The sequence below is a fragment of the Klebsiella sp. Shm-1 genome (assembly GCF_040804525.1).
Classification (GTDB): domain Bacteria; phylum Pseudomonadota; class Gammaproteobacteria; order Enterobacterales; family Enterobacteriaceae; genus Klebsiella; species Klebsiella pneumoniae.
Genome location: NZ_CP161823.1, coordinates 817,554 through 841,041, shown reverse-complemented (window position 1 = coordinate 841,041; position 23,488 = coordinate 817,554). Strand labels below are relative to the sequence as shown.

Below are 23,488 nucleotides of genomic sequence, written 5' to 3'. Positions count from 1 at the left end.
GGGTGCGAGAAAAGCGCACCGGTTAGCACCGGTGCCGGTACGTCATGCGCGAATATCGTCGTATTCGCGGGTGTTATCGAATTCATGTTTGGCAAACGGGCAGAGAGGGATAATCTTCCGCTGCTCCTGGCGCATTTTTTCCACTACCTTCGCCACCAGCTGTTTCCCCACGCCCTGGCCTTTCAGGCTGGGATCAACATCGGTATGTTCGATAATGCTGAGGTGTTCGCCGGTGGGAACAAAAACAATCTCCGCCACCTGGTTTCCCTGCGCGTCGTTAACATAAAATTTGTTATGCCCTTCCAGTATTTCCATCTTCTCCTCGCTTATTTATGACGATATTGCAGAGCGCCGCTCGGGCAGGTATCAATCACGTTTACCACCGTCGCGACATCCACTTCATCCGGGATAATCCACGGCTTACGCTTCAGGTTGAAGAGCTTCGCGCTGCCGCGCACGCAGTTCCCGGAATGCTGACAGATCGCCGTATTAAAGTAGACGTCGATTTTCTCCCCGGTGTAGGCCCGGTAGCCGGCTTCCAGTAATTCCTTATCCATGACATTGCCTCGGTCGTTTTTATCTTTCAGGCTAAGCATAGCCCTCGCCGTGGCGGCTGACTATGCGCAAGCGCGGGAATTGACGCCTCACATCATGCTCTCCCATCGCGCAAGGATCCCGCAGTCAACGATCGGTTGACTTTCATTCCCGCAACGAGGCGATTACACTCATGACACACTGGTATGATCACTCAGGGATGTTCCATTGAATCATATTGCCACCATCGCCCGCCCGGCGCGGTTACTGCTCGTCTTGCCGCTTTCCGGCTGCTCACTTTCGCCAGAGATCCCGGTATTGGGCGCTGCTTTTCCCGGCTGGTTTTTCTGCTTACTGGGCGGTGCGTTTTTACTGATCCCCTGCCATATCCTGATTACCCGTAAAGGCTGGCAGCCGCGCTTTTCTCCCCTGGTCTTCAGCTACGTCGCGCTGATGTTCCTGTTCGCCACGTTGCTGTGGTTTCTGTTTTTTGTTCACTGATCGCTTATGACAACTTCCCGCACTCCCCTGTTACGCAAAAAGTGGCCTCTGCTGGCGCTGGTCCTTGCCGCCATCCTGGCGCTGATCCTCGTTATCTGGCAGTTGCAAACCTCGCCGGAGACCAATGACGCCTATGTCTATGCCGATACCATCGATGTAGTGCCCGAGGTCAGCGGACGCATCGTGGAGATGCCCATTCGCGATAACCAGCGGGTGAAAAAAGGCGATCTGTTGTTCCGCATCGACCCCCGCCCCTATCAGGCAATGCTCGATGACGCGAAAGCCCGGCTGACGACCCTCGACGCGCAGATCATGCTGACCCAGCGCACCATCAAAGCGCAGGAGTATAACGCCCAGTCGGTGGCGGCCGCCGTCGAGCGCGCCAGAGCGCTGGTTAAGCAGACCACCTCCACGCGTATCCGCCTTGAGCCGCTGGTGCCGCAGGGGTTCGCTTCCCAGGAAGATCTCGATCAGGCGCGCACCGCTGAGAAAGCGGCGCGGGCGGAGCTGGAGGCCACGCTGCTGCAGGCCAAACAGGCCTCGGCGGCCGTGACCGGCGTGGATGCCATGGTGGCGCAACGCGCCGGGGTCCTGGCGCAAATCGCCCTCGCTGAACTGCATCTGGAATTTACCGAAGTGCGCGCGCCGTTCAACGGCGTGGTGGTGGCGCTGAAAACCACCGTCGGCCAGTACGCCTCGGCGCTGAAGCCGGTCTTCACCCTGCTGGATGACGACCGCTGGTATGTGATCGCGAACTTCCGCGAAACCGACCTGAACAACGTGCGCCCCGGCGTGGCGGCGCGGATCACCGTGATGACCAACCACAACCGGACCTTTAACGGGGTGGTGGATTCGGTCGGCTCCGGGGTCCTGCCCGAAGGTGGGAGCGTCATCGAAGGGCTGCCGCTGATCCAGAAAAGCATTAACTGGGTCCACGTCTCGCAGCGCTTCCCGGTGAAAATCGCCGTCAGCGATCCCGACCCGGAACTGTTCCGCATGGGCGCCTCGGCCAGCGCCGTGCTGCAGCCGTAGCCGGGCGACGCTATGTTTCCTCTCGCCCATTTTTTACGCCAGGAACTGCGCGACGCGCCGGGACGCGCCAGCTACACGCTGCGCCTGACGCTAAGCTGCGCGGTGCTCATCACCCTGTTTATGACCCTGCAGATCCCTTTCCTGGCCGTTGCGCTGATCGTCGTGTTCTACGTCAGCCAGCCTAACGTGTTGATGATTAAGCTGGTCAGCGTGGTCTTTTTTGTCACCGTCACCGTGGCGCTCGGCGGCGTGCTGCTGATCATCAAGTGGACCTATGACTACCCGCTGATCCGCCTGGCGGCCTCCGTGGCGCTCTTTTTCTGCGCCCTCTATCTGATGCGGGTGCTGGGCAAGCTGGGACTAGCCTTTTTCGTGGTGGCGCTGGCGGTGATTTACGCTCAGACCTTCCCGTCGATGACCAGCCAGAGCGAGATCCTGGTGCGGCTGCTGCTTTGGCTGTGGGTGGCGATTAACACCGCGATCCTCGTCACCCTGCTGGTCAACGCCTGCTTTCAGCAGGCCTTTCCCGGTAACCAGTTTAAGGCGCGCCTGGCCGGGATGCTGCACGAGGTCGCCCGGCGGCTTGCGGCCCCGGACGCTGAAGCGCCACCGACCTTCGGCGAGACCGCCGCGCAGTTCAATCAGCTGCAGTCGCTGTTCGCCCAGGCCAGCCGGGCGACACCGGAGATCGCCGCCGATCCCCTGGCCTGGCGCTCGCGGCTGGCCGCCACTTTGCGCTGCTACCAGCTGGCGGCCCTGCTGCAAGCAGACGAGGCGGATAGTGACGATCGCCAGCAGCTGTCGCAGGCGGTACTTCAGCTGAAGAACGCCCTTAGCGAGGAGCCGTTTGACGGCGCTATTCCTCCCCTGACGCTCAGCGGTCGCGGCGTCAATCGCGCTGTTCTGCAGGAGATGGCTACCACTCTGCAGCGGCTGGCGCAGGGTGAGCCGGTTGCCCTGCCGCAGGGTGAGGTGGAGAAGGCGCCCCTGCTGGCGCCGGACGCCTGGCGCAACCCGGCATATCTCCATTTTGCGCTCAAGACCCTGCTGGCGACCCTAATCTGCTATGTCTTCTATACCGCTGCCGACTGGCAGGGTCTACATACCATTATGCTGAGCTGCGTGATCGTCGCCCAGCCCGGGCTGGGCGCCACGATGCAAAAGACATGGCTGCGCATCGGCGGAGCGCTGCTCGCCTCCCTGCTGGCGCTGCTGTTAATCGTCTTTGTCCAGCCCTGGACCGATTCGCTGACGGGCCTGCTGGCGATGTCCCTGCCGGTGCTGGCGCTGGCGGCGTGGATTGCCGCCGGCTCGGAGCGTATCGCCTACGCCGGGATCCAGATTGGTTTCACCTTTGCGCTGGCCTTTCTCAGCTGGTTTGCTCCGCTGACGAACCTCACCGAGCTGCGGGATCGGGTGCTGGGCATCCTGCTCGGGGTGCTGGTCTCCTCCATTGTTCATTTGTATCTCTGGCCGGACAGCGAAGCGCCGCAGCTGAAAACCCGCCTTGCGGCACTCTATCGCCGGCTGGCGGACTGCCTCGCCGCCCCGAAGGAGGCGGTTCCGCTGGCTCCCCTGCTTGTCGCCTTCACCGACAGCGAAGCGCTGATCCACCGGGTTCGCGCCGAACCGCTGGGCACGTATGCTCACCCCTGGCCCCAGGCGAAAGACTGGCCGATGCGCGCCACCCTCGCCCAGGCCGAGGAGATCGCCCGCCTCAGCGAAGGCTACCGACTCAACGCCGCGCCGGGAGACCCGACCCTGGCCCGCTGCGCCGAACAGCTGCGGCGCTACGCTGAACGTATCGAACAGGAGGCGACGGCGCCTGGCGAACAGCTGACCGCCGAACTGACTAACCCCTTTGGCCCGGCGCTGGCCGCCGCGCTGGCCGCCCTGCCCGACTGGGGGCCGACACCGATAGCGACTGAGCAACAGGCTAAAACGTCATGATGATCCTTCCTTTCTCCGCGCGCCTGCGCGGCACTCTTTTTACCCTGACGCTGACGTTGCTCAGCGGCTGCGCGCTGATCCAGGATGAGCCTGCCCAGGTCGCCATCGTCAATCCGCAGCAGGCCCAGCTGGCGCAGGTGATCCACCTGGCGAACAGCGACTGGCCGGCCGCCCGCTGGTGGGAGGCCTATGATGATCCTCAGCTCAATATGCTGATCAACCGGGCGCTGCAGAACTCGCCGACCATGCAGGCCGCCCGGCTGCGCATCTCCCAGTCGCAGTCCACGGTGGAACTCGCCCGGTCGGCGATGGGCCTGCAGGCCACCGCCGTCGCGGCGCAAAACCGCCTGCGGATCACCGACAAATCCTTTAGCTGGCCCTACTCATACTCCCTGCCGGTGGATAAAAACGGCCCCTGGTATACGCTGAATACCGTTGGCGTCGGGGCGCAGCTGAATATCGATCTCTGGGGGGCCGATCGCGCCCGGGTCGCCGCCGCTATTGGCGAGAAAAACGCCCGGCTGGCGGAGACCGCCGGCATTGAGCTCGACATCGCCAGCAGCGTGGCGCAGCTCTATTTCGCCATGCAGGCGACGTTCCAGAAAATCGCGCTGCTGCAGGAGCTGGAGGGCATTGCCCGATTCTCGGTGGAAGCCCACGAGCACCGGACCCGGCGCGGCCTGGAAGACAGTGTGGATGTGGCCAACGCCCAGGCCGAACAGCTCGCCGCTCGCCAGCAGATCATTAGCGCCGAGGGGATGCTGACCCAGTATCGTGAAACCCTGCGGGCGCTGATCGGCGCCGATGCGCAGAGCATGCCGGCCATCCATCCGGTGGCGCTGCCGGCGCTCCAGGAGACGCTGCCGCCGTCGCTCTCTTTCGAGCTGCTGGCCCGCCGTCCGGACCTGCAGGCGCTGCGCGGCTACGTCACCGCCTCCCTGAGCCAGGTCGATGCGGCGAAAGCGGCCTTCTACCCCCATTTTGATATCAAAGCGTTCTGGGGCTATAACGCCCTGAGCATCGGGGATCTGTTTAAGTCCTCTTTCCAGCAGATCAACCTGCTGCCCGGGCTGTATCTGCCGATCTTCGACGGCGGCCGTCTGAACGCTAATCTGCAGTCGGTACGCACCGCCAGCAACATCCTGATCAAACAGTACAACCAGGCGGTGCTGGATGCGGTTCGCGATGTCGCCATCAGCTCCAGCCAGCTTAACGACCTGAATCAGCAGCGCGCGCTGCAGCAGCTAAAAGTCACCGCGGCGCAGACCACCACCGATAGCGCTCGCGCTCATTATCAGCGCGGCCTCCTCAGCCGCTACGCCGCCGAAGAAGCCCGCCGGGCGGTCCTCGCCCAGCAGCTGTTGCTGCTGGACATTGAGGCCCAGCGGCTAAGCACCGACATTACCCTGATCAAAGCCCTGGGCGGCGGCTATCGAGGGCAGTAACAAAAATGCCTTCCCCGAGGGGAAGGCATTCAGACTGCAGACAAAGTGCAATCTTCAGCGATTGCCCGGCGGCGCTGCGCTTGCGCAGGCCTACAGCTAACTGCATAACTGTCTGATATTGGAGTTTTTTGTAGGCCGGGTAAGGCGAAAGCCGCCACCCGGCAGAAAGGCAAGCACAATAACGAAACGGGTTTGTCATTCGCCAGAATGCCTTCCCAATAGGGGAAGGCAATCAGACTGCAGACAAAGTGCAATCTTCAGCGCTTGCCCGGCGGCGCTGCGCTTGCGCGGGCCTACAGCTAACTGCATAACTGTCTGATATTGTAGTTTTTTGTAGGCCGGGTAAGGCGAAAGCCGCCACCCGGCAGAAAGGCGAACACAATAACGAAACGGGTTTGTCATCCGCCAGAATGCCTTCCCAATAGGGGAAGGCATTAAGCTGAAGAGGCGGGGTGGATGCGCGGCGATTACACCAGGGCGCGCAGCTCTTCCCGCATATAGGTGGAAAAGAATTCCGGATGCTTAATCACCAGCCGTTCGCCGGCGGCGACCCGTTCAGCCCACTCCGCCACTTTATCGGTAAACCCAGCGCTCCAGCCCTGCTGTTGGCCGCGCGCAGCGACGTCGGCCGGGGTGGCGGGTACGCCCAGTTCTTTTAAATATTTGAGAATTCCCTTCGCGGTACTTTCATCCATAGACTGTGGTACTGGCTCAGACGTATTCATACCACCGATGAAATCCAATGCTTTATCAATGACTGCTGGCATAGGTGTGTCCTTATATTAACCACATAGTAAACCTGACTACACTATGGACCGGAAAGCGACGTGATTTCAAAGAACACGCTCACGTTATGGGACATCGCGCATTGTGAAAAGGGGATTTTGTTCTGCTGGGGCGGGGATTGGACAAAAAACAAGCCGGCCCGTAGGGCCGGCCTGAGGATCGCGTCAGGCGTTGCTGAGGGATTTTTGCGCGGCGCTGGACCGACTGTTCTCCAGCATCCGGCGGACCGGGACAATCAGCACGGCCAGCACGGCGGCGCAGATCAGCAATGCGATGGAGCAGCGGGCGAAGAGGTCCGGCAGCAGCGACAGCTGATCGGCCTTCACATGACCGCCGATCAGGCCCGCCGCCAGGTTACCCAGCGCGCTGGCGCAGAACCACAGCCCCATCATCTGGCCGCGCATTCTCTCCGGCGCCAGCAGAGTCATGGTCGCCAGCCCAATCGGGCTGAGGCACAGTTCACCGAGCGTCAGCATCAGGATGCTGCCCACCAGCCACAGCGGCGACACACCGGCCCCGCCGTTGCTCAGAACGTTCTGCGCCGCCAGCATCATCAGGCCAAAGCCCGCCGCTGCGCACAGGATGCCAATGACGAATTTGGTCATACTGCCCGGACGAACGTTTTTACGCGCCAACGCAGGCCACGCCCAGCTGAATACCGGCGCGAGGAGAATGATAAACAAGGCGTTAATCGACTGGAACCAGACCGCGGGGATCTCAAAATCGCCGATCATCCGGTTGGTATAGTCGTTAGCAAACAGGTTGAAGGAGGTCGGTTTCTGTTCAAACGCGGACCAGAAAAAGGCCGCCGAGACCAGCAAAATAAAGCATACCAGCAGGCGCGCCCGCTCTTTACGGTTGAGTCCGGCGAAGACGAACAGCCAGATGAAATAGAGCGCCACGGAGGCGGCAATTACATAGACCAGCACGCTGGCCACCGCCACCGGGTTAATCACGATCGTGCCCAGGCTGATAAGCGTGACCAGCACCGCCACTCCCAGAGCCAGCGCCAGCAGCCACGCTCCAACGCCATTCTTTTTCGCCACCGGGCTGTTCCAGGTGGAATCGAGGCCAACCTCCGCGTCATAGCGCTTCATCGACGGTACGGCAAAGACACGGAAAATGATCAGCGCCACCAGCATCCCGATCCCTCCGATGCCGAAGCCCCAGTGCCAGCCATGCGATTTGATAAGCCAGCCAGAGATCAATGGCGCGATAAACGAGCCGATGTTGATCCCCATATAGAACAGCGAAAAACCACCGTCGCGGCGCGCGTCGCCCTTTTTATACAGGGTGCCGACCATCACCGAGATACAGGTTTTAAACAACCCGGAACCCAGGACGATAAACATCAGACCGATAAAGAACAGATCGTTGCCCAGCCATGCTGACAGAGCGATCGACAGGTGCCCCAGGGCGATCAGGATAGAGCCGTACCAGACGGCGCGTTGTTGGCCAAGCCAGTTATCCGCCAGCCAGCCGCCAGGCAGCGCGGCCAGATACATACTGCCGGCAAAAATCCCAACGATCGCCGAGGCGTTCTCTCGCGCCAGGCCCATGCCGCCGTCGTACACTGTCGCCGCCATAAACAGGATCAGTAAAGGACGGATGCCGTAAAACGAGAAGCGCTCCCACATTTCAGTGAAAAACAGTGAGCCCAGCGGATAAGGATGGCCGAAAAAGGTACGGCTTTCGTTTTTATTAACAGAGGAATGCATAAATTCTCCAGGTAAGGTGCGCCGCAGCGCAAGTTAACCGTATAAAGCAGGCTGACGATTTATAATTTGTTTGTATTAACATCAAACACGAGCATTTTTAACCATTTGATAACCACGCAATGGTTTTGTCCAGCCCCTTACCTTCCCTTTTTAGATGAAAAGTCGACAAACATCTAGTTTTACAGATTTAATGTTCGCAATAATGCAAACGACGTTGACTTTATATCATTACGCACAAAACGAAATTTTACCTATTAAAAACAAACAGTTAATAATTTATCGAGAGACATAAACCACCGGCGCAGAGGCGGTGTATAACGGCAGGAAAAGTAAGGGAAACAGACTGGATAGTGGAGAAATAGCGCTAAGCGAGAATATTGTCAGCAATCCAGGCGCTACATACCTGGAGAGCCTACCATACAGGAGGATTAACACGGCATGCCGGCTGCTACAGCCGGCGCCATTCTGCGCGCTATTTCACACGCTGCCCTGCGGCATCAATGACTGGCTCACCGTCCTCCTTCACGAATGCGCCTTTTTGCGGCGCCGTCAGGATCTCCAGCACCACCTCTGACGGGCGGCAGAGTCGGGTGCCCTGCGGCGTCGTTACGATCGGACGGTTAATCAGGATCGGATGCTGAAGCATAAAGTCGATTATCTGGTCGTCAGTAAACCGGTCTTCCGCCAGGCCCAGCGCGTCGTAGGGTTCGACGTTTTTCCGCAGCAGCGCGCGCACCGGGATCCCCATCGCGGCGAGCAGCTGGCGCAGCTCATCACCCGACGGCGGCGTCTCCAGATAATAGATAATGGTGGGCTCGGCGCCGCTGTTACGGATCAGCGCCAGCGTATTACGCGAGGTGCCGCAGTCAGGGTTATGGTAAATGGTGATGCTCATAGCACGTTCTCATGGCTGGTTGAAGGAGAGACGCAGCGCCAGCGCGGCCAGCGTCACGAGCAGTACCGGCAGGGTCATGATAATGCCGCAGCGAAAATAATAACCCCAACCGATGGTGATGTGCTTCTGCGCCAGCACATGCAGCCACAGCAGCGTGGCCAGGCTACCAATTGGCGTAATTTTCGGCCCCAGATCGCAACCGATGACGTTAGCATATATCATAGCCTCTTTGATAGCCGCTGATGCCGCGCTGCCTTCAATCGACAGGGCGCCGACCAGTACGCTGGGCATATTATTCATGATCGAAGAGAGGAAGGCCGACAGAACACCAGTGCCCAGCGTCGCGGTCCAGAGCCCGCGCTCCGCCAGCATGTTCAGCACCGTGGTCAGATAGTCCGTTAACCCGGCGTTTCGCAGACCATACACCACCAGATACATTCCCAGCGAGAAGATCACTATCTGCCACGGGGCGCCGCGCAGCACCTTGCCGGTATTAATTACCCGTCCGCGCTTCGCGACAGCAAACAGGATCCCGGCACCGAGCGCCGCGATGGCGCTGACCGGGATCCCCAGCGGTTCAAGGATGAAAAAGCCAGCCAGCAACAGCAGCAGCACGCCCCAGCCGGTGCGGAACGTCGCTGGATCTTTTATTGCCGTGGCCGGCGCTTTCAGTAACGCCATATCCCAGGCCGGCGGGATATCCTTGCGAAAGAACAGGTGCAGCATCGCCAGGGTGGTGAGGATCGCCGCGAGATCGACCGGCACCATCACCGAAGCGTACTCCCTGAAGCCGATGGCAAAGAAATCTGCCGAAACGATATTCACCAGATTCGACACCACCAGCGGCAGGCTGGCGGTATCGGCAATAAATCCGGCGGCCATGACAAAGGCCAGCATCGTTCCCTTGCTGAACCCCAGCGCTCGCAGCATGGCAATCACGATTGGCGTGAGGATCAGCGCCGCCCCATCGTTGGCAAACAGCGCCGCCACAGCCGCGCCGAGCAGGATAATCCAGGTAAACAGCAGACGACCCCGGCCTCTTCCCCAGCGGGAAACGTGCAGCGCGGCCCATTCGAAAAAGCCAGACTCATCAAGCAGCAGGCTGATAATGATAACGGCGATAAAGGTGGCGGTCGCATTCCAGACGATATGCCATACCACCGGGATATCGGCTACCTGTACGCCACCGGTGGCCAGCGCCAGCGCCGCGCCAAATGCCGCGCTCCAGCCGATCCCTAACCCCCGCGGCTGCCAGATCACCAGCACCAGGGTCAGGATAAAAATCGTACCTGCCAGCAACATCGTTCCTCCGCCAATCACATTCGAAAAATCATATATGTTAAGATAAATTTTTTACCGGCAACCCGGCCCGCCAGCCAGTCTGCTGATCATCAGCCGCACATCCTCCTGCTGACTGAGCCAGGCCTGCTCAATCACCTGCGCCGCCCAGGCCGGCATCTGCGGAGAGAGGCGGTAATGGACCCACTTACCCTGTTTACGATCCAGCAGCAATCCGCTCTCACGGAGCATCGCCAGATGGCGGGAGATCTTGGGCTGGGACTGGGCGAGCGCCGTACAGAGATCGCACACGCACAGCTCTCCACGCGCCTTGAGCAGCAATACGATCCCCAGCCGAGTTTCATCGGCGAGGTTTTTGAACAGTTGCAGGGGCAATAAAGACATGATTTCTCCTCAAGCGTGACGGACAGCATACGGGGCCACAAAGAAAGATCAATATACATGCGAAAAAACATATATATTAATTCACGTCTGCGATGAGCATCCGGGATGTTGCGCCCCGCCATCCCTGCTAAATAGCACGGAAAAATGCCGCGTTTTCTTTTATCCATCATCGAAATATGTCAGGCTGGAGATCCCATTGGATTGCCAGGGCTTTCAGGATGAGTACGATTTATGTGGTTGTTTTAACGTATATAAAACCGCTCGAAGAGGTTGACCGTGCGATCCCCGCCCACATCGAATGGCTCAAAAAAGGCTATGCCGACGGCCTCTTTCTCGCCTCCGGCCGCCGTATTCCCCGCACCGGCGGCGTCATTCTGGCAAAATGCGATAGCCGGGAAACTCTGCAAGCGCGTCTGAGCCAGGATCCCTTCCAGCAGCTGGGTCTCGCCCGTACAGAGATTATTCCCTTTGAGGCCAGCATGTCGTCACCCGCGCTGCAGTCGCTGTTATAACCCTGTCTGAAAGCATATCCCGGAGGAAAAATGCAGCCGTACTTTCACTGGATCAATGAACCTGCCGAGTGGCGCCGCGATTCCGACGGCCTGACGGTGGTCACTAATAAGCATACCGACTTCTGGCGCCATACCTGGTATGGCTTCGAGCGCTTCTCTGGCCATCTCTATGCCGCAGAAGTGGCGGGCGATTTTACCCTGCAGGCAAAAATCTGTGCGGATTTCACCACGCTTTACGACCAGGCCGGGCTGATGATGATGGCCGACGAGCAGACCTGGCTGAAGGCGGGAATTGAGTTTAATGACGATGCCCCGGCCATCGGCAGCGTACTGACGCTAACCCACTCCGACTGGGCCACCGGGCTTTTCCCCGGCGACCCGCGCACCTTCTGGCTGCGGCTGACCCGCAAGGGCGACGCGTTAAGGCTGCAGTATTCAACCGACGGCGAGCGCTGGCCGCTGCTGCGGCTCGGCTACTTTCCGCCAGGCCCGGTGAAAGCGGGCGTCATGTGCTGCTCACCGGAGCGTGGCGGACTGGCGGTTGCGTTTCAGGATATTCAGCTTTCCCCGCCGCTGGACAAAGCGCTGCACGATCTGAGCTGAACGCTAGCGGGAAGACCCGACTTTCTCTGCATCCTGGGGCCCAGGATTGCAGGGTTCGCTGGTGCCAGGGAGATAAAAATGACCGTGCTTATCGGGATCGGTGCCGCCAGGGCACCCTGCCCGACCCGAGGAATTATCGATATCGCCGCCGTTCGAACCGTTGCCGCCGTCGGCGCCAGCGCTCACCGACTGCCCGTTATGGCCACCGTGAACACCATGCGCAGCACTGGCCGAAAACGCCACCAGCGCGAATATACAGACTATGAAGCGTCTGCCCATTGATACCTCTCCCTTATTGATATTCCCAGCCTATGACGTTGGTGATGGGTTAAGCCGTTGAGCGGCAAAAATCATCGCGATAAAAACCGCTTTATCCGCAAGGAGTATAGGGTTAAGACTGAGGGAAAGACAGGATCTGTGCCTTCAGATATTTCGCACGCAAAATAGCCTTTATTCCGCGGCATGCATTATCAGGAAATCAATCAGGGCTTTCACCCTTTTCGTTCTGCCTGCGTTTTTTGGGTAATAGAGATAAACCGGCGGATAGGTTTTCCAGTAGTCCTCCATCACGGGAATAAACTGCTCACGATCGGGCTGTAATTGCAGGATAGGTTCAAATAAACGGCCAATCCCCAGTCCGTGGCGAATACCGTCGGCCATGACGTCAATATCATTGCTGATTAACTGTCCGGGCATCTCGACGGTGAGCTGCTCGCCGTGGTCATTGAGGATCAGCGGCAGGATGCGGTTGTTGGTAATAAAGCGATAGCCAATCAGCCGGTGATGATGGAGATCGGCAGGCATCGCGGGCACGCCATATTCGGCAAGATAGGCAGAGGAGGCGTATAGCCCTTCACGAAACGGCTTCATTAACGGGCGGGCGACCACGCCGCCTTCGAGAATATCGCCAAAGCGGATCCCAAGGTCGAAACGTTCTTCAATAATATTGACGGTACCGTCATAGACCGATATTTCCAGCTGGATCCCCGGATATTGCTGACAAAATGCCGCCATCGCCGGTTTGAGAATAAGCAGGTAGGCAAAGCGCGAGAGGGTTATTCTCACTGCCCCGGAGGGCTCCTGATTCTGGTCGCGGATGATTTCCAGCGACTTTTCCAGTGTCTCCACCGCCGCGGCGGTCTGCTCCAGCAGCTGTTGCCCGGTTTCCGTCAGCTCGATACGCCGGGTAGTGCGCACAAAAAGGGGGTGGCCAATATGCTCCTCCAGCAGCCTGAGCGCATTGCTGACCGACGGCGGCGTGATTTCGAGCTTGCGCGCGGCGGCCGAGATATTGCCCTCGCGCGCAATGCTCTGAAAGATGCGTATCTGATTATAAAGCGCGTTATTCATAGCATCTCCTTAAGACACCCTCGCCTGATTATTAAGTACAGGCTAAATATTCTTAAGTCAATGACCGCCTAATCTTCCCCCCCTGCGGCTCGTATACTTTTGTCTCTTCCCGCTGATAACGACTTTCCGGAGACAACTATGCGAATTTTATGTCTGGATATCCCTGCCCCCGGCGCGACGCTGGAACACTATGCGCCGCACCTTACCGCAGAAGCCCTGCACGCCTGGGGACTGTACAAGTCAGGCTTTATTCGCGACATCTATTTCCGTCAGGATCGACCCGGCGTCGCTATTTTCCTCGAGTGCGACACCGTGGAAGAGGCGAATAATGTCATGGCCGAATTTCCGCTGGCAAAAGCGGGTCTATTAACCTTCGAGTGTATTCCACTCGGCTCGTTTATTAGCTGGGAAAATCTCTTCTCTGCTGAATTTAAACATCAGGAGTAACGTTGGGAATGGCTCATATTCTTGTCGTTTCCGGGCATCCGGATCTTAACCATTCCATCGCCAACGCCACCATCCTCGATGAGCTGGCGACCGCCCTGCCTGATGCGGAAATCCGTCGTCTGGACTGGCTCTATCCGGACGGCAAATTCAACATCGCCGCTGAGCAGGAAAGCCTGCTGCAGGCGGATGTGATTGTCTGGCAGTTTCCCTTTAGCTGGTATGGGCTGCCCGGGTTAATGAAACAGTGGCTGGACGAGGTATTTGTCCACGGCTTCGCCCATGGCTCAACGGCGAAACTGGGTGGTAAAAAGTTGATCCTCTCCTTCACCACGGGAGCGCCACAGGGGCTCTATACCGCTGACGGTTTCTTTGGCCATGCCGTTGAGGAGTATCTCCTTCCCTTCGAGACCACGGCCAGGCTGTGCAATCTTGAGCTGCTGGCGCCGGTTTATACCTGCGGTATTAGCTACGCCGACCGGGATGCCGACAAAATCGCTCAGCAAAAAACGCTTGCCCGGGAACACGCGGCCAGACTGATCGCGCGGCTTAATACTCTGGTGGAATAACCCAAAGGGAGAAAATAACGATGCAGTATACCCGGCTCGGGAAGAGTGACTTACTGGTCTCCCGTATCTGCATGGGATGTATGGGGTTTGGCGATCCGTCAACGGGTCAGCATCGCTGGACGCTGGACGAAACAGCCAGCCGGGACATCATCCGCCACGCTCTGGAACAGGGCATCAATTTTTACGATACCGCCATCGCCTATCAGAACGGCTCCAGCGAACGGTACGTTGGCCGGGCGCTGCGGGAGATGGCAAAACGCGAGGAGGTGGTGCTGGCCACCAAGTTTCTGCCACGAACCGCTGCCCAGATTGCCGAGGGGATCAGCGGAAAACAGGCGATAGCCCGCTCGCTTGACCAGAGTCTGCGAAACCTCGGGATGGACTACATCGACCTCTACATCTACCACATCTGGGATTACAACACCCCGGTTATCGACGTGCTGGAGGCGCTGCACACCGCAGTGACCGCCGGCAAGGTGCGCGCGATTGGCATTTCCAATTGCTATGCCTGGCAGCTGGCGAAGGCGAACGCTCTTGCCGAACGCGAAGGGCTGACATCCTTTGTTTCTGTGCAGAGCCACTACAACCTGATTATGCGTGAAGATGAACGAGAGCTGTTCGGGCTGTGCGCGGAAGAGGGTATCGCCATGACTCCCTATAGCGCGCTGGCCAGCGGCCGTCTCTCCCGCTTAGAAGGCCACACGCGGCGAGCGGTGGAAGATGATTATGCCCGGGGCAAATACGACGGCACGGCAGAGCAGGACCGGATCATTATTGCCCGCGTCGCCGAACTTGCCGAACGGCATCAGGTCTCCATGACCGAAATTTCGCTGGCCTGGCTGCTGCCTAAAGTCACCGCCCCGGTGATCGGCGCCACGCAAAAGCATCATGTTGACGGCGCGGTCAACGCTGTAGCCCTTCAACTGAGCCCGGAAGACATCCGTTATCTGGAAGAAGCCTACCAGCCGCACGTTCTCACAGGCGTGATGGCGCAAAACACGCCGCAAGCCAAAGACCATCATCAGGTGTGGACGCGGTAACCCTCTGTCCTGTTCAGCAGGGAGAATAAAACATGAAAAACGTGATTGCCGCGGCAGCCTTGTCGCTTGTGCTGTCTGATTTTACTTATGCCCACGAACAAAGAGATGAAGCTATGATGAAAATTACCCCTTCCACCCTTGCGGACGCTGATATTCAAGCGGTCTCCCCGGCGCTGGCGCGCTTCGGCCGCGAGGCCATCAGCAACGACCTCTGGCAACGTGACGCCCTGTCCGCCCGCGACCGTAGCATCGTGACCGTAGCGATGCTGATTGCCCGCAACCAGCCAGGCGAGCTGAAGCACTATATTGCCGTTGCGCTCGATAGCGGCGTGACGCCAGCGGAAGTGTCAGAGATTATTACTCACCTCGCCTTCTACGCTGGCTGGCCCAATGCGATGTCAGCCGTCAGCGTCGCTAAAACCATCTTTGAAGCCAGGGGCGTGACGGCAGAGGCCCTGCCCGCCGCCTCGCCAACGCTGCTGCCACTCAATGAACAGGTAGAGAAACAGCGTGCAGACACCGTGGAAAAAAATGTCGGCCCCATTTCGCCTGGCCTGGTTAAATTTACCGCCGACCCGCTGTTTCTCGACCTCTGGCAACGGCCCGCGCTTACGCCCCGCGACAGAAGTCTGGTGACGGTCAGCGCGTTAATCGCCGCCGGACAGAGCGCGCAGATTGGCTACCACCTAAACAGAGCTATGGATAATGGGCTTTCGGCTGAAGAGGCCGGAGAAGTAGTCGCCCAGGCGGCGTTCTACGCGGGATGGCCAAATGCGTTTACCGCCGCCCCGGTGGTCGGTGAGGTATTGCGAGCGCGCGAGAGCAAAGCTGAATAAAAAAGAATAAAGGACAGGGAAGCTGTCCTTTATTTATCGTTAATTGTTAATTTAAAGGTACCACGAGGGCTTTCGATTAGGTCTCGCGGAAAGAACATAAACGGTCTATCGAAGTATGGAGACTTCGATCGTGAGTCTGTTCACATCGCTCATTGAGAAAATTGCCGTTCCGTATGCCGTCATGAGTCTCATCCTTTGAAAGCAGCGATCGCTGTGGCGAGACGATAGCGCGGACATGTCTATTTGGTCCAGAGATGGACATCTCAATTTAGCTACTACACCGCTACTTCGATTGATGTATTTTATATTAAATATCAATGAATTGAATTATTCATTTAATATAAATTGATGTTATAGCAATCGCTATACAGGCTCCTTAGTCATGACTGACCTCCCCACACCGCATATCGCAAGAATTTGCTCTCTCAGCCAGCGGTGACCGGGGTCGCGTTCCATTCTTGGGTGCCACATCTGCGATACCGTAATACGACGGCTTTTGAACGGCAGCTCGAAAAGGTGTACCTGGTCCGTTACCTGCTGATTGAGTAAATAGAGTGCGGGTATCATGGCGATAAGATCCGATTCCAGCGCCACGGAAAGTGCTGTCGGAAATCCCGGTACGACGCTTGCAATTTTACGTTTTGTCCCCAGTTCGGCCAGCGCATCGTCAACGGATCCGTGCAACGCGCCCTCGGGTGACGCTACCACATGGCCCCAGGCGACATAATCACTCACGCCTATTTCAGCCTGCTTAGCCAGCGGGTGCCCTTTACGGACGACGCCAACAAACCGATCCTCAAACAGTCGTTGCAGCCGTATTTCTGGCCCCATATTACTCTGAACGCCAATCTCCAGATCAACCAGCCCTTCCCGAAGATAGCGCGACGTTTTTTCCGGCTTAGGCGCGAAGCGTATACAGACGTCCGGCGCTGCGTCGGCAACCGCTGCTATAAGCGCAGGCCCAAACGCCACCACAAAACCATCGTTTGCCCTGATGGTAAAAAGACGCGCCAGATTTTGCGCGCTGAACGTTTCAGTTGAGGGCTGTAATACCGCCCTGGCATCGTGCACTGCACGCCTGGCGCGATCCCGGGTCGCTTCGGCCCACGGGGTCAGTACCATGTTACGCCCGGCGCGTACCAGGATCGGGTCTCCTGTGACATCGCGTAACCTGCTTAATGTCCGGCTCATGGCCGAAGTGCTGAGGTTCAGACGACGAGCCGCACCTGCGACACTCGCTTCACTCAGCAATACGTCGAGAGCTACCAGCAAATTAAAATCGGGATCAGACATTACCCTTCCTCCCAGCACATTAAGATAAGGCGTTTGATGCAACAATAAAGTGAAAATAGTGCGCCTTCCGCCTGGTAAAAGCCATCTTTATAGTTTTGTCATCCATACACTCTTCTCAGAGGACAAATGATGACGCTCTTTTCCAGTCAACCCGGCGACGAAGGACTGCCTGGCCCGGCGCGCGCACGGGTGATGGCCGCAATAATGACCACCACCTTAATGGGCGTGTTTGATGGCACCATGATCAACATTGCCCTGCCCTCCATGGCTCAGGAGATGCAGGTACCTGCCAGTATTGCCGTCTGGTTCGCCAACGGGTATCTGCTGGCAGCTGCGATGACGCTGGCGATATTCGCGGCGCTTGCGGCCCGTCTGGGTTATCGCCCCGTATTTCTGGCGGGCCTGACGACCTTTACCCTGACATCACTGGGTTGTGCGCTGGCGAATAAGCCCGAAGTGCTTATCGGTATGCGCGTGCTTCAGGGGATCGGCGGCGCGGCGACGCTGAGTATTGCCCCCGCAATACTCAGGTCCGTATTTCCCGGACGCTTACTTGGCCGCATTCTGGGGTTCCATGCCCTGCTCATTGCCTCGAGCTCCGCTATCGGCCCGGTATTGGGCGGTACGATCCTTCACACCCTTAGCTGGCAATGGCTGTTTGCGATAAACGTTCTTCCCGGCACCCTCGCCTTACTGCTGGCGGTCAGAGCGCTGCCGCGGGATGCGATCCGTATGCAGGCGCCCTTCGACACCGTGGGCGCCATATTGTCGGCGCTGCTGTTGGGTTCGACGATCATGGCGGCGAACAGCCTACAGAACGCTACTTCTCAATTCGGCAGCCTTTGCTGGATGGCTCTCGCTGCGCTGAGCGGCATGGCTTTTATCTGGCAAATCCGCCGCACGGGTCATCCCTTACTGCCGCCGAGCATGTTTAAAAATGAACGTTTTACCCTCGCGGCCTTCACGTCGATGGTTGCTTTCGTCAGCCAGGGGATCACCTTTATTGCGCTACCCTTCCTGTTTCAGAGCGAATACGGCTACAGTCCGGTAGTGTCTGCCCTGCTGTTTACGCCGTGGCCATTAGGGATCGTGCTGATTGCGCCGCATGCAGGCCGTTGGGCGGACACGATATCAGCCCCGGCGATATCCACCCTGGGGCTGGTGATATTTGTCGTCGGTTTGATCCTGCTGGCGACGTTACCCGCCGGCCCTTCAATGTGGGATATCTGCCTGCGAAGTCTGGTATGCGGAATAGGGTTTGGCTGCTTTCAGAGTCCCAATAACCGGGAAATGCTCTCAAACGTTATTCGTGAGCACGCGAGTTATGCGTCCGGTGTTTTATCCATTATGCGCACTTTCGGGCAGTGCCTGGGAGCCGCCGCCGTAGCCGTTCTGCTGGCAGCAGATGAAAGGTCAATTCATGTTGCGCTGTGGAGCGCCGCCGCGGCCTCTGCGGTATCGGTCGTCGTCAGCGCGAGCCGGTTGCGTAAAATCACTCATCCTGCGGAAACAGGATAAGCGCGAAAATATCACTAAACGCTACGACTCCAGCGCCAGCAGCGCAAAACGCCGATCCCGCAACCAAAGTGGAGTCTTCCGTCGGAGTTCAATAGACTAACAGAATGCTATAACCGCTGATTTATCAAGGGAAAATTGAGTTTGGTAGACTTCAGGAGACTTGAATTTGGAGCGGGCGAAGGGAATCGAACCCTCGTATAGAGCTTGGGAAGCTCTCGTTCTACCATTGAACTACGCCCGCGAAGAGGTGCGAGAAGCATTATAGCCCTTACGCACCCTGTGACAAGCCTGCCGGATGCTGACTGGCGATAAAATAACCTTTTAGCACTTAGGTTTACTTCCCTGCGGCGGCAGGTAACGCAGCGGATCGATGGCTGTCGCCCGGTAGCGGATCTGGAAATGCAGCCGCACTGAGTCGGCATCCGTACTACCCATGGTGGCAATTTGCTGGCCGGCCTTCACGCTCTGGCCATTATTCACCATTAGCTTATCGTTGTGGGCATAGGCGGTGATGTAATCCTCGCTGTGCTTAATCATGATCAGATTGCCATAGCCGCGCAGCTGATTGCCGACGTAGACCACCTTGCCCGCCCCGGCGGCATACACCGGCTGGCCGCGGGTTCCGGCGATATCAATGCCTTTATTGCCGCCATCGGCGGTGGAATAAGGCAGGACCACTTTGCCGCTGGTCGGCCAGCGCCAGCAGCGCTGTCCCACCGGCGGCCAGGAGGACTGAGGTACCGCGGACGAAGGCGTGACCGCCGCGGTGCGCGTAGAGGAAGATTTTTTCTTCGTTGTCTTCGTTGAACTGCTGCCGTTAAGCTTCAGCTTCTGCCCCACCTCAATGGTGTAAGGCGGGGAGATGTTATTCAGGCGGGCCAGATCGCGAACGCTGGTGCCGGTGGTGCGGGAGATGCCGTACAGGGTATCGCCGCGTTTAACGGTGTAGGTGCCACCGGAATCGGAGGTGCTGGAGCAGCCGGCCAGCACCAGGCTTGCCGCCAGCATCAGTGTCATATAAAAGCGTTTCATCATCAGGCATCCTGCACTTAACACAACCACTTACCTCGCAATCAGGGCGAATATCATACCAGTCCGCGGCGCAGGGCGTCATCCCTGATGGCGAAACCATTATCCCCCGTCCCTAGCGCGCGGTCTGCGGCAGGCAGAAATTCATATTTGCGCCACGCGGCGCGGCGGCCTCTCCTCTCCATTGCGCGTTGCCGTTCACAGAGCTGCCTCCAGGGCTTGTTTTGGTAATGCCTTTCTCCCATTTATGGGCTACCCTAGTGGCCTGAGTACATGACCCGGCGGGTTTGTGCCGGGTCATTTTTTATTTTCAGGAGTCGTCATGGCCGGGGAACACGTCATTTTGCTGGATGAGCAGGATCAGCCTGCCGGTATGCTGGAGAAGTATGCCGCCCATACGTTTGATACCCCTTTACATCTCGCGTTTTCCTGCTGGCTGTTTAACCAGCAGGGTCAGTTGCTGGTCACTCGCCGTTCGTTGGGCAAAAAAGCCTGGCCCGGGGTATGGACCAACTCGGTCTGCGGACACCCCCAGCAGGGCGAGACCTTCGAGCAGGCCGTCACGCGCCGCTGTCGCTTCGAACTCGGTGTGGAGATCTCTGATATCGCGCCGGTTCACCCGGCCTTCCGCTACCGGGCGGTCGCCCCAAACGGTATCGTTGAGAACGAAGTGTGCCCGGTATATGCCGCGCGCGTGGTAAGCGAAGTGCAGCCTAACGACGATGAAGTCATGGACTATCAGTGGGTTGACCTGGCAACCATGTTAAGCGCGCTGGCCGCCACGCCGTGGGCGTTCAGCCCGTGGATGGTGCTGGAAGCGGAAAATCGGGACGCCCGCCAGGCGCTGACCGACTTTGTTGTGCGTCTGCGCGGGTAAGCTGACTATTCTCCAGGCCAGGCGCAGCCCTGTGCCTGTCATTAATGCCTGGCGGCGCTACGCTTGCACAGGCCTACGGTTCTGCGCCATTGCGTAGCCCGGATAAGGCGTTTACGCCGCCATCCGGGATCCCCGGCTTGCGCTGCGCTGAGCCAGGCTACGCCAGCCTTAGGACATCACATCAGACATAAAAAAACCCGGCAAGCCGGGTTTTTTGCTTTTCGCGAAGGGCGATTATTTCTGCGGACGCATCGCCGGGAACAGAATAACGTCGCGGATGGTGTGGCTGTTGGTGAACAGCATGACCATACGGTCGATACCGATACCCAGACCAGCGGTCGGCGGCAGGCCGTGTTCCAGCGCGGTGACATAGTCTTCGTCATAGAACATTGCTTCGTCGTCGCCTGCGGCTTTCGCATCAACCTGATCCTGGAAGCGCTGCGCCTGGTCTTCGGCGTCGTTCAGCTCGCTAAAGCCGTTACCGATCTCACGGCCGCCAATGAAGAATTCAAAGCGGTCGGTGATTTCCGGGTTGACGTCGTTACGGCGCGCCAGCGGAGAAACTTCCGCCGGGTATTCGGTGATGAAGGTCGGCTGGATCAGGTGCGCTTCCGCCACTTCTTCGAAGATCTCGGTCACGATACGGCCCAGACCCCAGCTCTTCTCCACTTTGATGCCGATAGATTCAGCGATCGCTTTCGCGGAATCAAAGTTATCCAGATCCGCCATCTCGGTTTCCGGACGGTATTTCTTGATCGCTTCGCGCATGGTCAGTTTTTCAAACGGCTTGCCGAAGTCGAACACCTGGTCGCCGTAAGGCACTTCGGTGTTGCCGAGGATGTCCTGCGCCAGGGTGCGGAACAGAGATTCGGTCAGCTCGATCAGATCTTTGTAATCCGCATAAGCCATGTAGAGTTCCATCATGGTGAACTCTGGGTTATGACGAACGGAGATCCCTTCGTTACGGAAGTTACGGTTGATCTCGAAGACGCGTTCGAAGCCGCCAACCACCAGACGCTTGAGGTACAGTTCCGGCGCGATACGCAGGTACATGTCCAGATCCAGCGCGTTATGATGGGTGATGAACGGACGCGCGGAAGCGCCGCCCGGGATCACCTGCATCATCGGGGTTTCTACTTCCATAAAGCCGCGGCCAACCATGAACTGACGGATGCCCGCCAGGATCTGCGAACGCACTTTGAAGGTCTTACGAGATTCATCGTTGGAGATCAGGTCCAGGTAACGCTGACGGTAACGCGCTTCCTGATCCTGCAGGCCGTGGAATTTGTCCGGCAGCGGGCGCAGAGCTTTAGTCAACAGACGCAGCTCGGTGCAGTGGATAGAGAGCTCACCGGTTTTGGTCTTGAACAACTTACCGCGGGCGGCGATGATGTCGCCGAGGTCCCACTTTTTGAACTGGTCGTTATAAACGCCTTCCGCCAGGTCATCACGCGCCACGTACAGCTGGATGCGGCCGCCTACGTCCTGCAGGGTCACGAAGGACGCTTTACCCATGATACGACGGGTCATCATGCGGCCAGCAACGGCCACTTCAACGTTCAGCGCTTCCAGCTCTTCGTTTTCTTTGCCATCGAAGTCAGCGTGCAGTTGGTCAGAGGTATGGTCACGACGGAAATCGTTCGGGAATGCGACGCCCTGCTCACGCAGCGCAGCCAGCTTCTCGCGACGGGTTTTCAGTTCATTATTAAGGTCAATTGCCGCGTCAGCGCCCTGTGCTTGTTGTTCAGACATGTTGGTTCCTCATAACCCTGCTTTCAAACTTGCTTCGATAAATTGGTCCAGGCTGCCATCGAGCACCGCCTGAGTGTTGCGGGTTTCCACCCCGGTACGCAGATCTTTAATACGCGAGTCATCCAGCACGTAAGAGCGGATCTGGCTGCCCCAGCCGATATCGGACTTGTTGTCTTCCATCGCCTGCTTCTCGGCATTTTTCTTCTGCATCTCCAGTTCATAAAGCTTTGCTTTCATCTGCTTCATGGCCTGGTCTTTGTTCTTGTGCTGCGAACGGTCGTTCTGGCACTGCGTCACCAACCCGGTCGGGATATGGGTAATACGCACCGCGGATTCCGTACGGTTAACGTGCTGACCACCGGCGCCGGAGGCGCGGTATACGTCAATGCGCAGGTCGGCCGGGTTAATTTCGATATCGATATCGTCTTCCACTTCCGGGTAAACGAACGCGGAGCTGAAGGAGGTATGACGGCGGCCGCCGGAATCGAACGGGCTCTTACGTACCAGACGATGAACGCCGGTTTCCGTACGCAGCCAGCCGTAGGCGTAATCGCCAATGATCTTAATGGTCACGGATTTAATCCCCGCGACTTCACCTTCGGATTCTTCGATGATTTCGGTCTTAAAGCCGCGCGCTTCCGCCCAGCGCAGGTACATGCGCATCAGCATGCTGGCCCAGTCCTGGGCTTCGGTGCCACCGGAACCGGCCTGAATGTCAAGGTAGCAATCGGCGCTGTCGTATTCGCCGGAGAACATGCGACGGAACTCAAGCTGCGCCAGCTTCTCTTCCAGGGTATCCAGCTCGGCGACGGCTTCGTTAAAGGTCTCTTCGTCATCCGCTTCCACGGCCAGATCCAGCAGGCCGGCAACGTCTTCCAGCCCCTGGGACATCTGATCCAGGGTATCTACGATGGCTTCCAGGGAAGAACGCTCTTTACCCAGCGCCTGGGCGCGTTCGGGTTCGTTCCACACGTCCGGCTGTTCCAGCTCGGCGTTTACTTCTTCGAGACGCTCTTTCTTGGCATCGTAGTCAAAGATACCCCCTAAGAACGTCGGAGCGCTCCGTGAGGTCCTGAATGCGGTTTTTTACCGGATTTATTTCAAACATGGTCGGTTTCTTT

25 protein-coding genes and 1 tRNA gene are annotated in these 23,488 nt (G+C 58.0%); 12 read left to right on the top strand and 14 right to left on the bottom strand.

The window, feature by feature from the left end:
- Window positions 1-42 precede the first annotated feature (42 nt).
- Complete coding sequence (locus AB1E37_RS04175; RefSeq protein WP_002916201.1) at window positions 43-315, bottom strand: GNAT family N-acetyltransferase; 273 nt, start codon at window positions 313-315, stop codon at window positions 43-45.
- Window positions 316-326: 11 nt separating this feature from the next.
- Window positions 327-557 carry a 4Fe-4S mono-cluster protein YjdI gene (gene yjdI, locus AB1E37_RS04170; protein ID WP_002916202.1) on the bottom strand — a complete coding sequence of 77 codons (231 nt, stop codon included), beginning with the start codon at window positions 555-557 and terminating at the stop codon, window positions 327-329.
- A 205-nt stretch (window positions 558-762) separates the two neighbouring features.
- On the opposite strand from yjdI, the gene AB1E37_RS04165 reads away from it, so the two are divergent.
- The 4 genes from AB1E37_RS04165 to AB1E37_RS04150 are packed head-to-tail and all read left to right on the top strand — an operon-like array spanning window position 763 to window position 5,462.
- Window positions 763-1,035 carry a YtcA family lipoprotein gene (locus tag AB1E37_RS04165; RefSeq protein WP_002916204.1) on the top strand — a complete coding sequence of 91 codons (273 nt, stop codon included), beginning with the start codon at window positions 763-765 and terminating at the stop codon, window positions 1,033-1,035.
- Window positions 1,036-1,041: 6 nt separating this feature from the next.
- Window positions 1,042-2,067: a multidrug transporter subunit MdtN gene (gene mdtN / locus AB1E37_RS04160; protein ID WP_004181222.1), complete on the top strand. Its 1,026-nt coding sequence runs from the start codon at window positions 1,042-1,044 to the stop codon at window positions 2,065-2,067.
- A gap of 12 nt (window positions 2,068-2,079) precedes the next feature.
- Window positions 2,080-4,017: a multidrug efflux transporter permease subunit MdtO gene (gene mdtO, locus AB1E37_RS04155; RefSeq protein WP_004151786.1), complete on the top strand. Its 1,938-nt coding sequence runs from the start codon at window positions 2,080-2,082 to the stop codon at window positions 4,015-4,017.
- A complete protein-coding gene (locus tag AB1E37_RS04150; RefSeq protein WP_032448089.1) occupies window positions 4,014-5,462 on the top strand; it encodes an MdtP family multidrug efflux transporter outer membrane subunit in 1,449 nt (482 codons plus the stop codon). The genes mdtO and AB1E37_RS04150 overlap by 4 nt, the downstream gene beginning before the upstream one ends.
- Window positions 5,463-5,929: 467 nt before the next feature.
- Here the strand turns inward: AB1E37_RS04150 and AB1E37_RS04145 are convergent, their stop codons facing one another.
- The 5 genes from AB1E37_RS04145 to AB1E37_RS04125 form a co-directional block, all read right to left on the bottom strand.
- Window positions 5,930-6,229, bottom strand: a complete 300-nt coding sequence (locus tag AB1E37_RS04145) for a DUF1889 family protein (RefSeq protein ID WP_002916274.1) — start codon at window positions 6,227-6,229, stop codon at window positions 5,930-5,932.
- A gap of 183 nt (window positions 6,230-6,412) precedes the next feature.
- Window positions 6,413-7,966, bottom strand: a complete 1,554-nt coding sequence (locus tag AB1E37_RS04140; RefSeq protein WP_002916277.1) for a peptide MFS transporter — start codon at window positions 7,964-7,966, stop codon at window positions 6,413-6,415.
- Between the two features lie 472 nt (window positions 7,967-8,438).
- Entirely contained in the window at window positions 8,439-8,861 is a 423-nt protein-coding gene (arsC, locus tag AB1E37_RS04135) for a glutaredoxin-dependent arsenate reductase (protein WP_016947386.1), read from the bottom strand.
- Between the two features lie 9 nt (window positions 8,862-8,870).
- Complete coding sequence (locus tag AB1E37_RS04130) at window positions 8,871-10,163, bottom strand: arsenic transporter (RefSeq protein WP_023301507.1); 1,293 nt, start codon at window positions 10,161-10,163, stop codon at window positions 8,871-8,873.
- Window positions 10,164-10,214: 51 nt separating this feature from the next.
- Entirely contained in the window at window positions 10,215-10,544 is a 330-nt protein-coding gene (locus AB1E37_RS04125) for a metalloregulator ArsR/SmtB family transcription factor (protein WP_002916281.1), read from the bottom strand.
- A 218-nt stretch (window positions 10,545-10,762) separates the two neighbouring features.
- Here AB1E37_RS04125 and AB1E37_RS04120 point away from each other — a divergent pair, with 218 nt between their 5' ends.
- Together AB1E37_RS04120 and AB1E37_RS04115 are read left to right on the top strand one after the other, a co-directional pair.
- Window positions 10,763-11,056: a YciI family protein gene (locus AB1E37_RS04120; protein ID WP_032448091.1), complete on the top strand. Its 294-nt coding sequence runs from the start codon at window positions 10,763-10,765 to the stop codon at window positions 11,054-11,056.
- 30 nt (window positions 11,057-11,086) lie between these two features.
- Complete coding sequence (locus AB1E37_RS04115; RefSeq protein ID WP_002916283.1) at window positions 11,087-11,659, top strand: DUF1349 domain-containing protein; 573 nt, start codon at window positions 11,087-11,089, stop codon at window positions 11,657-11,659.
- Between the two features lie 3 nt (window positions 11,660-11,662).
- Here AB1E37_RS04115 and AB1E37_RS04110 read toward each other — a convergent pair whose 3' ends face one another.
- Complete coding sequence (locus tag AB1E37_RS04110; RefSeq protein WP_004174494.1) at window positions 11,663-11,938, bottom strand: hypothetical protein; 276 nt, start codon at window positions 11,936-11,938, stop codon at window positions 11,663-11,665.
- A gap of 171 nt (window positions 11,939-12,109) precedes the next feature.
- The gene (locus tag AB1E37_RS04105; protein ID WP_004174493.1) at window positions 12,110-13,009 is read right to left on the bottom strand and encodes a LysR family transcriptional regulator; all 900 of its coding nucleotides are present in this window, start codon (window positions 13,007-13,009) and stop codon (window positions 12,110-12,112) included.
- 138 nt (window positions 13,010-13,147) lie between these two features.
- Here AB1E37_RS04105 and AB1E37_RS04100 point away from each other — a divergent pair, with 138 nt between their 5' ends.
- From AB1E37_RS04100 to AB1E37_RS04085, 4 genes are read left to right on the top strand one after another with little or no spacing between them, the layout of a single operon-like run.
- The gene (locus AB1E37_RS04100; protein ID WP_004151785.1) at window positions 13,148-13,456 is read left to right on the top strand and encodes a superoxide dismutase; all 309 of its coding nucleotides are present in this window, start codon (window positions 13,148-13,150) and stop codon (window positions 13,454-13,456) included.
- Between the two features lie 8 nt (window positions 13,457-13,464).
- Window positions 13,465-14,022 carry an NAD(P)H-dependent oxidoreductase gene (locus tag AB1E37_RS04095; RefSeq protein ID WP_023285538.1) on the top strand — a complete coding sequence of 186 codons (558 nt, stop codon included), beginning with the start codon at window positions 13,465-13,467 and terminating at the stop codon, window positions 14,020-14,022.
- 20 nt (window positions 14,023-14,042) lie between these two features.
- A complete protein-coding gene (locus AB1E37_RS04090) occupies window positions 14,043-15,062 on the top strand; it encodes an aldo/keto reductase (RefSeq protein ID WP_367777019.1) in 1,020 nt (339 codons plus the stop codon).
- Between the two features lie 32 nt (window positions 15,063-15,094).
- The gene (locus AB1E37_RS04085; RefSeq protein WP_004185540.1) at window positions 15,095-15,898 is read left to right on the top strand and encodes a carboxymuconolactone decarboxylase family protein; all 804 of its coding nucleotides are present in this window, start codon (window positions 15,095-15,097) and stop codon (window positions 15,896-15,898) included.
- A gap of 363 nt (window positions 15,899-16,261) precedes the next feature.
- On the opposite strand, the gene AB1E37_RS04080 is transcribed toward AB1E37_RS04085, so the two are convergent.
- On the bottom strand, window positions 16,262-17,191 hold the full coding sequence (locus AB1E37_RS04080) for a LysR family transcriptional regulator (protein ID WP_015958948.1): 930 nt from the start codon (window positions 17,189-17,191) through the stop codon (window positions 16,262-16,264).
- 129 nt (window positions 17,192-17,320) lie between these two features.
- On the opposite strand from AB1E37_RS04080, the gene AB1E37_RS04075 reads away from it, so the two are divergent.
- Window positions 17,321-18,709, top strand: a complete 1,389-nt coding sequence (locus AB1E37_RS04075) for an MFS transporter (protein WP_032448092.1) — start codon at window positions 17,321-17,323, stop codon at window positions 18,707-18,709.
- 167 nt (window positions 18,710-18,876) lie between these two features.
- Here the strand turns inward: AB1E37_RS04075 and AB1E37_RS04070 are convergent.
- Both AB1E37_RS04070 and actS read right to left on the bottom strand, forming a co-directional pair.
- A tRNA-Gly gene (locus AB1E37_RS04070) sits at window positions 18,877-18,950 on the bottom strand.
- A gap of 80 nt (window positions 18,951-19,030) precedes the next feature.
- Window positions 19,031-19,744: an amidase activator ActS gene (gene actS, locus AB1E37_RS04065; protein WP_004157874.1), complete on the bottom strand. Its 714-nt coding sequence runs from the start codon at window positions 19,742-19,744 to the stop codon at window positions 19,031-19,033.
- Between the two features lie 316 nt (window positions 19,745-20,060).
- On the opposite strand from actS, the gene idi reads away from it, so the two are divergent.
- The gene (gene idi, locus AB1E37_RS04060; RefSeq protein ID WP_032448103.1) at window positions 20,061-20,615 is read left to right on the top strand and encodes an isopentenyl-diphosphate Delta-isomerase; all 555 of its coding nucleotides are present in this window, start codon (window positions 20,061-20,063) and stop codon (window positions 20,613-20,615) included.
- 234 nt (window positions 20,616-20,849) lie between these two features.
- On the opposite strand, the gene lysS is transcribed toward idi, so the two are convergent.
- Both lysS and prfB read right to left on the bottom strand, forming a co-directional pair.
- Window positions 20,850-22,367, bottom strand: coding sequence for a lysine--tRNA ligase (gene lysS, locus AB1E37_RS04055; RefSeq protein ID WP_002916299.1), 1,518 nt, complete (start codon window positions 22,365-22,367; stop codon window positions 20,850-20,852).
- 9 nt (window positions 22,368-22,376) lie between these two features.
- Window positions 22,377-23,475, bottom strand: a protein-coding gene (gene prfB, locus AB1E37_RS04050; RefSeq protein WP_095858446.1) for a peptide chain release factor 2 whose coding sequence is annotated in 2 segments (ribosomal slippage) — window positions 22,377-23,399 and window positions 23,401-23,475 — 1,098 coding nt in all. Because the reading frame shifts where the segments join, the coding sequence is not laid out codon by codon here.
- Window positions 23,476-23,488: the final 13 nt, after the last annotated feature.

Coding starts and splice junctions, on each gene's coding strand:
- AB1E37_RS04145 (WP_002916274.1), bottom strand. CDS start 6,229: ATGCCAGCAGTCATTGATAAAGCATTGGATTTCATCGGTGGTATGAAT.
- arsC (WP_016947386.1), bottom strand. CDS start 8,861: ATGAGCATCACCATTTACCATAACCCTGACTGCGGCACCTCGCGTAAT.
- mdtN (WP_004181222.1), top strand. CDS start 1,042: ATGACAACTTCCCGCACTCCCCTGTTACGCAAAAAGTGGCCTCTGCTG.
- AB1E37_RS04140 (WP_002916277.1), bottom strand. CDS start 7,966: ATGCATTCCTCTGTTAATAAAAACGAAAGCCGTACCTTTTTCGGCCAT.
- AB1E37_RS04175 (WP_002916201.1), bottom strand. CDS start 315: ATGGAAATACTGGAAGGGCATAACAAATTTTATGTTAACGACGCGCAG.
- yjdI (WP_002916202.1), bottom strand. CDS start 557: ATGGATAAGGAATTACTGGAAGCCGGCTACCGGGCCTACACCGGGGAG.
- AB1E37_RS04120 (WP_032448091.1), top strand. CDS start 10,763: ATGAGTACGATTTATGTGGTTGTTTTAACGTATATAAAACCGCTCGAA.
- AB1E37_RS04085 (WP_004185540.1), top strand. CDS start 15,095: ATGAAAAACGTGATTGCCGCGGCAGCCTTGTCGCTTGTGCTGTCTGAT.
- AB1E37_RS04150 (WP_032448089.1), top strand. CDS start 4,014: ATGATGATCCTTCCTTTCTCCGCGCGCCTGCGCGGCACTCTTTTTACC.
- AB1E37_RS04080 (WP_015958948.1), bottom strand. CDS start 17,191: ATGTCTGATCCCGATTTTAATTTGCTGGTAGCTCTCGACGTATTGCTG.
- mdtO (WP_004151786.1), top strand. CDS start 2,080: ATGTTTCCTCTCGCCCATTTTTTACGCCAGGAACTGCGCGACGCGCCG.
- AB1E37_RS04090 (WP_367777019.1), top strand. CDS start 14,043: ATGCAGTATACCCGGCTCGGGAAGAGTGACTTACTGGTCTCCCGTATC.
- AB1E37_RS04100 (WP_004151785.1), top strand. CDS start 13,148: ATGCGAATTTTATGTCTGGATATCCCTGCCCCCGGCGCGACGCTGGAA.
- AB1E37_RS04110 (WP_004174494.1), bottom strand. CDS start 11,938: ATGGGCAGACGCTTCATAGTCTGTATATTCGCGCTGGTGGCGTTTTCG.
- AB1E37_RS04075 (WP_032448092.1), top strand. CDS start 17,321: ATGACGCTCTTTTCCAGTCAACCCGGCGACGAAGGACTGCCTGGCCCG.
- AB1E37_RS04130 (WP_023301507.1), bottom strand. CDS start 10,163: ATGTTGCTGGCAGGTACGATTTTTATCCTGACCCTGGTGCTGGTGATC.
- lysS (WP_002916299.1), bottom strand. CDS start 22,367: ATGTCTGAACAACAAGCACAGGGCGCTGACGCGGCAATTGACCTTAAT.
- idi (WP_032448103.1), top strand. CDS start 20,061: ATGGCCGGGGAACACGTCATTTTGCTGGATGAGCAGGATCAGCCTGCC.
- AB1E37_RS04105 (WP_004174493.1), bottom strand. CDS start 13,009: ATGAATAACGCGCTTTATAATCAGATACGCATCTTTCAGAGCATTGCG.
- AB1E37_RS04095 (WP_023285538.1), top strand. CDS start 13,465: ATGGCTCATATTCTTGTCGTTTCCGGGCATCCGGATCTTAACCATTCC.
- actS (WP_004157874.1), bottom strand. CDS start 19,744: ATGATGAAACGCTTTTATATGACACTGATGCTGGCGGCAAGCCTGGTG.
- AB1E37_RS04125 (WP_002916281.1), bottom strand. CDS start 10,544: ATGTCTTTATTGCCCCTGCAACTGTTCAAAAACCTCGCCGATGAAACT.
- AB1E37_RS04115 (WP_002916283.1), top strand. CDS start 11,087: ATGCAGCCGTACTTTCACTGGATCAATGAACCTGCCGAGTGGCGCCGC.